We start from the raw sequence: 11164 nt of genomic DNA, 5'->3' as shown, positions 1-11164 counted from the left end.
GGGTCACGCGACTCCGGCACGTAAAGCCGGAACCATCGGCACGTCGAACCCGTTCAAATCCGAAAGGGGGCAAAACCGTGCACACTCCTCACAGATACGCCCCCGAGACCCCATAAATCGCCCATGATGGTAACCGGGAAGAAGGTCAGGCCCCCAACGCCCGCCGGAGCCGGTCGGGGTTCACCCTCCAGAAGGTGTGCTGCTCGCCGTCCACGAGCACGACCGGAATCTGCTCCCAGTGCAGCCGGTAGAGCTCCTCGTCCTGCGAGATGTCCTTCTTCTCCCACTGCGCACCCGTCTCGGCGCACACCTTCGCCACCACCTCCTCCGCCTCGTCGCACAGGTGACACCCCGGCTTCCCGATGAGCGTCACCGTCCGCTCCCCGGGACTCTTCTTTTCTTTGCGGCGCAACAAAGGGCTCATGCCACCCATTCTCCCGCGCCCTCGCGTAACAGCAGCGCCTCGAAGAGTTCACACCTCGGCATCCCATCGGTTCGGGAACTCCCGAACACAGTGGCTATGCTCGCGTCATGGCCGCTCTCGGATGGCTCCCCCCTCGTCGACGCTCCGCCACTGCACGCAGCGTGCTGGCGGGCGAGGCCTCGGCCGAGGCCGCCCGCAAGACCGCTCTGGCCGAGGCCCCAGCGTTCACCGAACCCGGAACGGAACCGGAAACGGAACCGGAAGCCCTCGCCGAAGAGGGCCCGGAGCAGACCCCGGACGAACCCGTCTTCCCGGTCGCCGGCGACGATCTCGCCGCCGCCTTCTTCGACCTCGACAACACCGTCATGCAGGGCGCCGCGATCTTCCACTTCGGCCGCGGCCTCTACAAGCGCGAGTTCTTCCGGCGCCGCGAGCTCGCCCGCTTCGCCTGGCAGCAGGCCTGGTTCCGGCTCGCCGGGGTCGAGGATCCCGAGCACATGCAGGACGCCCGCGACAGCGCGCTGTCCATCGTCAAGGGCCACAAGGTCTCCGAGCTGATGGCGATCGGCGAGGAGATCTACGACGAATACATGGCCGAGCGGATCTGGCCGGGCACCCGCGCCCTGGCGCAGGCCCACCTCGACGCCGGCCAGAAGGTGTGGCTGGTCACCGCCGCCCCCGTGGAGACGGCCACGATCATCGCCCGCCGCCTCGGCCTGACCGGGGCCCTGGGCACCGTCGCCGAGTCCGTCGACGGGATCTACACCGGCCGCCTGGTCGGCGAGCCGCTGCACGGCCCCGCGAAGGCGGAGGCGGTCCGCGCCCTGGCCGCCGCCGAGGGGCTCGACCTCGAACGCTGCGCCGCCTACAGCGATTCACACAACGACATCCCGATGCTGTCACTGGTCGGACATCCGTACGCGATCAATCCCGACACAAAACTGCGCAAGCATGCCCGCACCAACGACTGGCGACTGCGCGACTATCGGACCGGCCGCAAGGCCGTGAAGGTCGGCGTCCCGGCAGCCGCCGGCGTCGGCGCGATCGCGGGCGGCGCGGCCGCGGCCATCGCGCTGCACCGTCGCCGCAAGTAACAACACCAGGCCCGGGGCCCAAGAGCCCCGGGCCCGCCCGGGCCTCGACTCCGCTCCGGAGCTTCGCACCCCTCTACCCGCGCCCCCGGCACGGCACTCCGGCATGCCCGACTCGGTCGCGGGACCACTTGGAAGCGTCCATTCCGCGCATCCAAGCGATCAAGAATCGATCACCAACTGCGACCGAATATGCCCTCGACACGCAACAGAAGTGTCGGAACCGGTGATTTGAGCAACTGGGTGTAGTGCTGCCTGTACGAAGCGTTATTCTCCTCAAACGCATGCCACCGGCCATCTGTCGCCACGACGGGTGAACGGTTCCGCACTGCACGTGATGGAAGCTCTGCCTCTGGGAGTCCCGTGTACCCATCTGTCGGGGTTGACGCCTCGGGCCTGGCTCAGCTGCGCGCAACGGTCCTCGACCACCTGCGCGGCTTCGTCCCCACCGCGTACGCCGCCCCCGCCTTCGCCGCCGCGGTCCCTGCCGGCCTCGGCCCGGCCGGTCCTTGCTATGCCCTGACCGACGGCGGCGCGACGGTGGGCAGACGAGGTCGCGCCGCCGGCAGTTCGAACGCCTCCGGCGCCGGCACCCAGACCACCCACCGCCGCCCCACGGCGGACAGCGACCAGGCCCGCATGATGGACCTGGTCGAACGCGCCCAGGCGGGTGAGGCCGAGGCCTTCGGTCGCCTCTACGACCAGTACAACGACACGGTCTACCGGTACATCTACTACCGCGTCGGCGGCAAGGCGACCGCGGAGGACCTCACCAGCGAGACGTTCCTGCGCGCCCTGCGCCGGATCTCCACCTTCACCTGGCAGGGCCGCGACTTCGGCGCCTGGCTCGTGACGATCGCCCGCAACCTGGTGGCGGACCACTTCAAGTCCAGCCGGTTCCGGCTGGAGGTCACCACCGGCGAGATGCTCGACGCGAACGAGGTCGAGCGCAGCCCCGAGGACTCCGTCCTCGAATCCCTCTCCAACGCGGCCCTGCTGGAGGCCGTGCGCAAGCTCAATCCGCAGCAGCAGGAGTGCGTGACCCTGCGCTTCCTGCAGGGCCTCTCGGTCGCCGAGACGGCCCGGGTGATGGGGAAGAACGAGGGCGCCATCAAGACGCTCCAGTACCGGGCGGTGCGCACCCTGGCACGCCTCCTCCCCGAAGACGCCCGCTGACCCTCCGACCCCAGACAACCTCACATTCGGTGACCCCTCGATGACGCTGTGGTCAGATCATCCTTCGTCCGTAACCCAAGTGCCGCGACGCTCGTTGTGCGGAATGCAGGCTCCCTGTGGACACGCCTCGCCCGAAGCCGCTCACTCGAAAGTGTGGATGCGCTCAAGGAAGGCAACCTTCCGGACACCTTGGGGAGTCGATCGTCATGACGAGAGGAGGTGCCGCCAGTGATCGCGAACGTGACCCCGCACCGGCGGGCGAACGCCTTCGCCCAGGCCCTGGAGGATCGGACCCCATCCGACCTTCCAGATCCGGACTCGGCGGCCGAGCAGTCCGAGGCACCTGCCGAACCTGCCGACCACGACCGGCTGTTGGACCTGGCGAGCGTGCTCGGCGAAAGAATGCCGCGCCCAGTGCTGGACCCCGAGGTCAAAGTGGTGCAACGAGCCCAGCTCATTGCAGCCATGGAGGCCATGGTGCTGGAGGAGAGGGCCGGGGGCGGTGCCGCCTCGGACCCTCAGGTGCCCGAACAGCGGACCGGCCGCGGCGCCCACCGGGCGACCCCGCTCCGGAAATTGCGGCCACGCTCCCGCTGGTCCAAGGGCATCGCAGCGGGCGGCCTCACCGTGGGTGTGGCCGCGGGAGCCTTCAGCGGAGTGGCCGCTGCCAGTACCGACGCCCTGCCCGGTGACCACCTCTACCCCGTGAAGCGGGGCATGGAGGACCTGAAGCTGGGGATGGCCGACGACGACTCGGACCGGGGCGAGCTCTATCTCGACCAGGCCTCGAACCGCCTGTCGGAAGCCCGTCGGCTGATGGAGCGGGGCCGGCTGGGCGACCTGGACCACGAGTCCCTGGGCGCGATCCGCCGCGCCCTGGCGGGCGTGAAGCACGACGCGGAGGAAGGCCACCGCCTCCTCCAGGCCGCGTACGAACGGGACGGCTCGCTCGGCCCGATCCAGAAGCTGTCGTCGTTCTCCCGCTCCCACCGCGACGCGTGGGGCAAGCTCCGCGAAAAGCTCCCGGCACAGCTCACGGACGTGGGCGGTGAAGTGGAGTCGGTCTTCCAGGCCATAGACCAAGACGTGGCGCCGCTGCAGAGCCTGCTCCCCAAGGCACCGGAGAAGACCCGCAGCACCGGGGGCACCCCCGGCTCGTCCGCCAAGCCGGGCACCCCGAGCGGCACCCATCCGTCCGCCCCGGCGGCCGGCAGCACGCCGTCCGGCAGCCCCGCGGCGCCGTCCCCCTCGGGCAGCTCCCGGCCGCCCGCCGGCGGCCTCCTGGGCGGCACGGGCGACCTGCTCAACCCGCCCGCGGGACAGTCGGCCCCGCCCCCCTCGGGCACGTCGGAGACCCCGAAGCCGGACATCACCATCCCGCCCCTGCTCCCGGGGCTCCTCCCGGGCCTGGGCTTGGGCGCGGAGGACGCCGAGTAACAGGAAGGGCGGGGCTGCCGAGGCAGCCCCGCCCTTTCCCCTGCGCCACCGGTCCTTCGACCCTGCCGCCGTTCGGCCTTCCGCCGACAGCGCGTCAGAAGAACACGGACCGCCGCTGGACCAGCAGCTTGTAGAGCGTGTGCTGGATCTGCTCCCGCACCTGGTCCGTCAGGTTGAACATCAACATCGGGTCCTCCGCCGCCTCCGCGGCGTACCCGTCCGTCGGGATCGGCTCCCCGAACTGGATCGTCCACTTCGTCGGCAACGGCACCGCGCCCAGCGGCCCCAGCCACGGGAAGGTCGGCGTGATCGGGAAGTACGGGACCCCCAGCAGCCGTGCCAGCGTCTTCGCGTTGCCGACCATGGGATAGATCTCCTCCGCCCCCACGATCGAGCACGGCACGATCGGCGTCCCCGCCCGCAGCGCCGTCGACACGAAACCGCCGCGCCCGAACCGCTGCAACTTGTACCGGTCCCCGAACGGTTTCCCTATCCCCTTGAAGCCCTCCGGCATCACACCGACCAGCTCTCCGGCCTCCAGCAGCCGCTGCGCGTCCTCCGCGCACGCCAGGGTGTGCCCCGCCTTGCGGGCCAGCTCGTTGACCACCGGCAGCATGAACACCAGGTCCGCCGCCAACAGCCGCAGGTGCCGCTCCGCCGGGTGGTGGTCGTGCACGGCGACCTGCAGCATCAGCCCGTCCAGCGGCAGCGTCCCGGAGTGGTTCGCCACGATCAGCGCGCCGCCCTCCGCCGGGATGTTCTCGATGCCCTTGACCTCGACGCGGAAGTACTTGTCGTACAGCGGCCGCATCAAGGACATCAGGACCTGGTCCGTCAGCTCCTTGTCGTAGCCGAAGTCGTCGACCTCGTAGTCGCCGGTGACCCGCCGCCGCAGGAACGCCAGCCCGCCGGCGATCCGCCGGTCCCAGCTGTCGCCGGGCACCGCGGCCGGCGCCGGCTCGGGAGCCGCCGGGGGCTCCACCACCGGCTCGGCAGCGGGCACCGCCCGCACACGGCGGGGGATCCGCCGCCGCGGCCGGTCCTCGTCGAACGGAATGACCTTGGCGTCCGCCACTATCGCTTCGCTCCTTCAACCGCGTAGGCGTCGTCCTTGAGCCCGTCTGCATCCAGCATGGCCGCCACCCGATCCACGACCCGTCCGACCCGCTCCGGCGGCAGCAGCCCGGTCCCCCGGCTCCGCGCGAAGTCCGCGAAGGTCTCCGCGGTCGTGTAGAGCGGCTCGAAGCCGAGGACCTCGCGCATCTGCGCGGTCTCCACGACCCGGCCATGGGTGAGCAGCCTTATCTGCTCGGGCGAGAAGTCACTGGCCCCGACCGCCCGCAGCGCGGCGCCCACCCAGTTCAACGCGGGCAACAGCAGCGGCAGCGTGGGCCGCCCGAGCCGCCGCGAGCACTGCGACAGCAGCAGCACGCCGTCACCCGCGATGTTGAACGTCCCGCTGTTCAAGGTCCCGCGCCTGGGCTCCCCCGCGGCCAGCCGCAGCACTTCGAGGACGTCGTCCTCGTGCACGAACTGCAGCCGCGGGTCGTACCCCAGCACGGTCGGCATCACCGGGATCGAAAAGTACTCGGCGAGCGCCGAGTCCGCGAAGGGCCCCAAGATGTTCGCGAACCGCAGGACGCACACGGCGACGTCCGGCCGCCTGCGCGCGAAGCCCCGTACGTACCCCTCGACCTCGGCGGCGTCCTTGGCGAAGCCGCCCGCCGGCAGGGACTTCGGCTCCGTGGTCTCGGTGAACACGGCCGGGTCCCGGGGGGTTCCGCCGTACACGCTGGTGCTGGACTTCACCACGAGCCGTCGTACCGTCGGCGACTTCTGGCAGGCTCCGAGGAGCTGCATGGTGCCGATGACGTTGGTTTCCTTGACGGTGCTGTGCGCACCGCCCGTTCCCGCGCTTCCTCCGGTGACCGCCAGATGGACCACCGTGTCCACGGCGTGCTCGGCCAGCACTCTGGCGATCGCCGACTGTCTGATGTCCGTACGGACGAACTCCGCCGATCCGAGCCGGTGCGGCGGCGTCACGGCGTCCACCGCGATCACCCGCTCGACGTCCGGATCGCGCTGGATCCGGCGCACGAAGCGGCCGCCCAACTGCCGGGCAGCCCCGGTGACGAGTACGACCTTCCCCACGAGCTCAGCGCCTCCCTCGAGAAGTCCCCCGGCTGCACCGCAGCCCCTCCACCAAGAATGGTGGAGGGGCTGCGGAGAACACGTACAGCTGCCGTTTACTTCTTGTTACGGCGCTGGACGCGGGTGCGCTTGAGCAGCTTGCGGTGCTTCTTCTTAGCCATCCGCTTGCGCCGCTTCTTGATAACAGAGCCCACGACTACCCTCGCTCACTTCTCTTCACTGGTGCGGGGCGTCTGGGCCCACACGACCTACGTCGGCCTAGCCTACCCGCCCGAGCTCTGAGCTTGTAATCCGAGCGCTTCCGCGTCGTAGCCAGGGGCGTCCCGAGCCTCAGTCTCAGGCCGACTCCACCCCCACGTAGGACTCTCGGAGGTACTCGTGGACCGCGTTCTCGGGGACCCGGAAGGACCGGCCCACCCGGATTGCGGGCAGATGACCGTTGTGCACCAGCCGGTACACGGTCATCTTCGACACTCGCATCACCGAGGCGACCTCCGCCACGGTCAGGAACTGAACCTCACTGAGAGGCCTCTCGCCAGCAGCCATGACACACCTTGACCTTCCGCGCATGACGGGCACCGGCTTCCCCTCCGGTTACTCCTCGTCGTCGCACGCTCACTCCCCAGAGTAGGGGCGCGTGATACGAGTGGGGAAGAGGAGCTACGGCCACTCCTGCCGTCCCGTCAGACTCGCGCGGCCGAGCACGTACCGCGCGAGCGGTCGGTAGTAGTCCGCTCGCACCGCGTCATCAAGTGGAACGGCCACCGAGACCCGCCCCTCGGCCTCCCCGACGAACAGCGCGGGATCATCCGTATCCGCCAACCCGATGGCCTCCACACCGAGCTGACCTGCACCGCAGACCCACCCGTGGTCCCCCACCACCAGCTCCGGCAGCGGCCCGCCGGCCTCCGCGAGGGCCCCCAGCGCCACCCGAACCGGCAGCGGCGAATGGGTGTGCACGCCGGTCGCACTCCCCGGCACCCGCACGCCGGGTTCCCGCACCAGTGCGACCCCCCGTACGTATTCGATGCTGTGCGTGCGTACGCCGAACCGCGTCGCCATGTCGACACTCACCCCCTGCGCCGGGGTGAGGACAACACATCCCGCCGCCGACAGCGCCTCCGCCAAACCGGCGTAGAAACCCAGGAGTCGGTGTGGATGGCCCGTCCCGAACAGCACCGGCGACCGCGCCCTCGCCGCCTCGCACAGCCGTCCCGCGAACGCCTCCAGTGCGGCCACCGTCCGCTCCGGATCGATCACGTCCGGCCCGCTGACGTGCGCCGGATCCGCCGAGACCCCGCACTTGTCCGCCATCAGCCTCAGCAGATCACCCTCGCCCCACGCCCACTCCGGATCCAGCCCCAGCATCACCCGCGGATCCCGCGCCGCGAACAGCCGGTAACTGCGCAGGCTCTCCTCCCGCGACGTGGCGACGGGCCCGGCCAACCGGGCGGCCAGCAGATGCGCACGCAGCGCACCGGTGCTCAACACCCTCCGATGCTGCCCCAACCCCTCTGGCGGGTCATCAATTCCACCCAACAGCCCCACAGTTGGCGTAACGATGCGGCAGGCCGGCACCGCGCGCTCAGGTCAGCATGCCGCGCAGCGGGAACACCGCCCTGCGCGTCGCCAGAACGGCCTGGTCCGTCCGGTCCGCCGGGTCGTAGCCCGCGTCCCAATCCGGCCACGACGGGGTCCGCCCGTCCGTCATCCGGGCCGGCGCCAACTGTCGCGTCCGTGCGTACACCTCGTCCCGCCACGAGGCGGGCACCGCCGTCTCGGGATCCACCGGCCGGTGCGCGGCGATCCCCACCAGATGCGTCCACGACCGCGGGACGACGTCCACCACCGCGTACCCGCCCCCGCCCAGCGCCAGCCACCGCCCGCCCGCGTGCTCGTGCGCGAGCCGGTGACAGGCCTCCTGGACGGCCCGCTGGGCGTCCAGCGAGACCGCCAGGTGGGCGAGGGGGTCCTCGAAGTGCGTATCGGCCCCGTGCTGGGTCACCAGCACCTGCGGCCGGAAGTCCGCCAGCAGCTCCGGCACGACCGCGTGGAAGGCCCGCAGCCAGCCCGCGTCCCCGGTCCCCGCGGGCAGCGCGATGTTCACCGCCGAGCCCTCCGCCCCCGGGCCGCCGGTCTCCTCGGGCCAGCCGGTCTGCGGGAACAGCGTCCGCGGGTGCTCGTGCATCGAGATGGTCAGCACCCGCGGGTCGTCCCAGAAGGCCGCCTGCACGCCGTCCCCGTGGTGCACGTCCACGTCCACATAGGCGACCCGCTCGGCCCCCAGCTCCAGCAACCGCGCCACCGCGAGCGAAGCGTCGTTGTAGACGCAGAAGCCGGCCGCCCCGCCCGGCATCGCGTGGTGCAGCCCGCCGGCGAAGTTCACGGCGTGCTCGGCCTCACCGTGCCAGAGCGCCTCCGCACCCGCCACGGACTGCCCGGCGATCAGCGCGGACGCCTCGTGCATCCCGTGGAAGGCCGGATCGTCCAGGGTCCCCAGCCCGTACGAACCGTCCGCGACCCCCGGGTCTGCGGACACCTCGCGCACCGCCGCGACATAGTCCTCCCGATGGACGAGCCGCAGCGTCGAGTCCCCGGCCGCGGGCGCCGCCCGTACCTCCATCTCCCGGTCCAGCCCGAAGGCGCGGACCAGGCCCATGGTCAGCGCCAGGCGCACCGGGTCCATCGGATGGCTCGGTCCGAAGTCATACCTCGTTACCGCCTCGTCCCACATCAACAGCCCGGTCACCGGCTCGCCGCTCATGCCGCACACCGTATCGGGCGCCCTCGGAACCGAATGAGCGGGCTTGGAAGAGCGTCACCAGGACCAGCGCCATCGGCACCAACATCGCGCCCCGGTAGCTCCAGGCGTCGCCGATCGCCCCGACGAGCGGAGACCCGATCAGGAAGCCTACGTAGTTGAAGATGTTGAGCCGCGCGACGGCCGTGTCGGACGCCCCCGGGAACAAGCGTCCCGCCGCGGCGAAGGTCTGCGGCACGATCACGCACAGCCCGATCCCCAGCAGCGTGAAGCCGAGCATCCCCACCCACGCCCCCGGCGCCGCCGCCACCACGGCGAACCCGGCGGCCGCCACCAGCGTCCCGGCCCGCACCACGGCCGCCGCCCCGAAGCGCCGCACGCCCAGGTCCCCGACGGCCCGCCCCACGAGGGTGGTCACCATGTACACGTTGTAGGGGACGGTCGCCATCTGCTCCGAGCTCCCGAGCACGTCCTGGAGGTACTTGGCACTCCAGTTCGCCACCGTGGAGTCCCCGATGTACGCACACGCCATCACCAGGCAGAGCGGCAGCAGCAACTTGAACCCGCCGGCCCCCGTTCCGGCCCCCGTTCCCTTCCCGTCGGTCGCCCCCCGGCCCGCCGTCCCGTCGACGTAGCGCCGGCTCCCCAGCAGCGCCATCGGCAACAGCACGACCACGGCCGGCAGGTAGCTGACGAAGAGGTTCAGCTCCCAGTGTGCCCCCGCCCACGCGGCCGAGGCCCCCAGGATCCCGCCGAGGCTGTACGCGGCGTGGAAACCGAGCATGATGCTCCGCCCGTACGCCCGCTGCAGGCTGACCCCGAGCATGTTCATCGAGGCGTCCAGCGCACCCACCGACAGCCCGAACGCCCCCAGGGCCACCGCCACGTGCCACATCTGGCCGCCGGCGCCGACACCCAGCAGGGACAGCAGCACCAGCGGCTGCGCCCATCGCAGTACGACGCTGGGCGGCACCCGCTTCACCAGGTGCTCGGTGGCCACGCTCGACGCCCCCGCGAGGACCGGCACGGCGGCGAGGAAAGCGGGCAGCAGGCCGTCGGATATCCCGTACCGGTCCTGGATGGCCGGGATCCGCGTCACGAGCAGCGCGAAGGCGACGCCTTGCACGAAGAAACTGAACCCCAGAGCGCCGCGGCCGCGCCGCAGCCGCACATCATCCGTCATGGCGGGTCAGCGTAGGGCCACGGGCTACCCGTGGGTAGAGAGATCACATACCGAGTCCGGCCTCCAGCCCGAGCAGCCCGGTGAGCTGCTTCATGTCACCGAAGTGTCCGGTCGCTCCGGGGAGCCGGTCGGCGGGCACCATCGCGGTGAACCCGTACACGTCCATGCCCGCGGCGACGGCGGCCTGGACGCCGAGCGGACTGTCCTCGATGACGACGCACCGGGAGGGCTCCACGCCCATCTGCCGCGCCGCGTGCAGGTACAGGTCGGGAGCAGGCTTCCCCTGGCCGACGTCCTGCGCGCTGAAGATCCACTCCTCCTCGAACCACCCGTCGAGCCCGGCCACCCGGTGCCCGACCCGGATCCGGTCGTGGCTTCCGGAGGAGGCCAGGCAGTAGCCGACCCCCTGCGCGGTCAGCGCGCCCAGCACCTCCTCCACGCCGGGGACGGGCTTCAGCTCCTGCTCGAACGCGGCGACGGTCCGCGCGTGCAGGGTTTCGTCGAAGTCGGCCGGCAGCTGCTGCCCGGTCCGCTCGACGACGAGGTCGTGCACCCGGTGCACGGCGGTCCCCATGTAGTCGCGGACCGACTCCTCGTAGGTGGTCGGGTGCCCCAGCTCGGTCAGGTACCCGGCGAGGATGCTGTTGGCGAGCGGCTCGCTGTCCACCAGCACGCCGTCGTTGTCGAAGATGACGAGGTCGTAGCCCATACCCCCACAGTACGAACTAAAGGGACGTAGGGCCCGTCTCGCCGGGCCGCCGACGACGCGTCACCGGGCTGCTGCGGCCATTCGGACGACAGACGGGAAGCACACGGCCGGCTCGATCGGGCCGGATCCGGCCGGTAAACGCAGAAAAGCCCCGCACCGAACCCATAAAGGGCTGGTGCGGGGCTTCCGCAATAATTGTTCGGCGGCGTCCTACTCTCCCACAGGGTCCCCC

12 protein-coding genes are annotated in these 11164 nt (G+C 70.7%); 3 read left to right on the top strand and 9 right to left on the bottom strand.

Features of this window, described 5'->3' with window-relative positions; translation table 11 throughout:
* Nucleotides 1–145: 145 nt before the first annotated feature.
* Entirely contained in the window at nt 146–433 is a 288-nt protein-coding gene (locus tag ACIQK6_RS27235) for a glutaredoxin family protein (RefSeq protein ID WP_030012801.1), read from the bottom strand.
* Nucleotides 434–531: 98 nt separating this feature from the next.
* Between ACIQK6_RS27235 and ACIQK6_RS27230 the strand changes: the two genes are divergently transcribed.
* From ACIQK6_RS27230 to ACIQK6_RS27220, 3 genes are all read left to right on the top strand, one after another.
* Nucleotides 532–1518, top strand: coding sequence for an HAD-IB family hydrolase (locus ACIQK6_RS27230; RefSeq protein ID WP_329099770.1), 987 nt, complete (start codon nt 532–534; stop codon nt 1516–1518).
* Nucleotides 1519–1878: 360 nt separating this feature from the next.
* Nucleotides 1879–2691, top strand: coding sequence for an ECF subfamily RNA polymerase sigma factor, BldN family (locus ACIQK6_RS27225; RefSeq protein WP_329099771.1), 813 nt, complete (start codon nt 1879–1881; stop codon nt 2689–2691).
* A 228-nt stretch (nt 2692–2919) separates the two neighbouring features.
* Nucleotides 2920–4128 carry a DUF5667 domain-containing protein gene (locus ACIQK6_RS27220; protein ID WP_329099772.1) on the top strand — a complete coding sequence of 403 codons (1209 nt, stop codon included), beginning with the start codon at nt 2920–2922 and terminating at the stop codon, nt 4126–4128.
* A 94-nt stretch (nt 4129–4222) separates the two neighbouring features.
* Here ACIQK6_RS27220 and ACIQK6_RS27215 read toward each other — a convergent pair whose 3' ends face one another.
* From ACIQK6_RS27215 to ACIQK6_RS27180, 8 genes are all read right to left on the bottom strand, one after another.
* The gene (locus tag ACIQK6_RS27215; protein ID WP_329099773.1) at nt 4223–5203 is read right to left on the bottom strand and encodes a lysophospholipid acyltransferase family protein; all 981 of its coding nucleotides are present in this window, start codon (nt 5201–5203) and stop codon (nt 4223–4225) included.
* The gene (locus tag ACIQK6_RS27210) at nt 5203–6279 is read right to left on the bottom strand and encodes an NAD-dependent epimerase/dehydratase family protein (RefSeq protein ID WP_329099774.1); all 1077 of its coding nucleotides are present in this window, start codon (nt 6277–6279) and stop codon (nt 5203–5205) included. The genes ACIQK6_RS27215 and ACIQK6_RS27210 overlap by 1 nt, the downstream gene beginning before the upstream one ends.
* A 95-nt stretch (nt 6280–6374) precedes the next feature.
* The gene (locus tag ACIQK6_RS27205; RefSeq protein WP_003948845.1) at nt 6375–6473 is read right to left on the bottom strand and encodes a 30S ribosomal protein bS22; all 99 of its coding nucleotides are present in this window, start codon (nt 6471–6473) and stop codon (nt 6375–6377) included.
* A 142-nt stretch (nt 6474–6615) separates the two neighbouring features.
* Nucleotides 6616–6825 (bottom strand): helix-turn-helix domain-containing protein, encoded by a 210-nt coding sequence (locus tag ACIQK6_RS27200; protein ID WP_008738568.1) that lies wholly within the window; start codon nt 6823–6825, stop codon nt 6616–6618.
* 114 nt (nt 6826–6939) lie between these two features.
* Nucleotides 6940–7770, bottom strand: coding sequence for a phosphatase (locus tag ACIQK6_RS27195; RefSeq protein WP_402695634.1), 831 nt, complete (start codon nt 7768–7770; stop codon nt 6940–6942).
* Nucleotides 7771–7864: 94 nt separating this feature from the next.
* Nucleotides 7865–9013, bottom strand: a complete 1149-nt coding sequence (locus ACIQK6_RS27190) for an acetoin utilization protein AcuC (RefSeq protein ID WP_329107738.1) — start codon at nt 9011–9013, stop codon at nt 7865–7867.
* A complete protein-coding gene (locus ACIQK6_RS27185; protein ID WP_402695633.1) occupies nt 8985–10223 on the bottom strand; it encodes an MFS transporter in 1239 nt (412 codons plus the stop codon). The genes ACIQK6_RS27190 and ACIQK6_RS27185 overlap by 29 nt, the downstream gene beginning before the upstream one ends.
* Before the next feature lie 43 nt (nt 10224–10266).
* On the bottom strand, nt 10267–10932 hold the full coding sequence (locus tag ACIQK6_RS27180) for an HAD family hydrolase (RefSeq protein WP_329099779.1): 666 nt from the start codon (nt 10930–10932) through the stop codon (nt 10267–10269).
* Nucleotides 10933–11164 lie beyond the last annotated feature (232 nt).

Source organism: Streptomyces sp. NPDC091682, assembly GCF_044756625.1.
In the GTDB taxonomy this organism is placed as follows: domain Bacteria; phylum Actinomycetota; class Actinomycetes; order Streptomycetales; family Streptomycetaceae; genus Streptomyces.
Note: the sequence above shows the minus strand (reverse complement) of the source record. Positions and strands in the feature narration are given on the sequence as shown.

Excerpts from the sequence above, each read along its gene's own strand:
- ACIQK6_RS27235 (WP_030012801.1), bottom strand. The coding sequence starts at position 433 with ATGGGTGGCATGAGCCCTTTGTTGCGCCGCAAAGAAAAGAAGAGTCCC.
- ACIQK6_RS27230 (WP_329099770.1), top strand. The coding sequence starts at position 532 with ATGGCCGCTCTCGGATGGCTCCCCCCTCGTCGACGCTCCGCCACTGCA.
- ACIQK6_RS27200 (WP_008738568.1), bottom strand. The coding sequence starts at position 6,825 with ATGGCTGCTGGCGAGAGGCCTCTCAGTGAGGTTCAGTTCCTGACCGTG.
- ACIQK6_RS27190 (WP_329107738.1), bottom strand. The coding sequence starts at position 9,013 with ATGTGGGACGAGGCGGTAACGAGGTATGACTTCGGACCGAGCCATCCG.
- ACIQK6_RS27185 (WP_402695633.1), bottom strand. The coding sequence starts at position 10,223 with ATGACGGATGATGTGCGGCTGCGGCGCGGCCGCGGCGCTCTGGGGTTC.
- ACIQK6_RS27180 (WP_329099779.1), bottom strand. The coding sequence starts at position 10,932 with ATGGGCTACGACCTCGTCATCTTCGACAACGACGGCGTGCTGGTGGAC.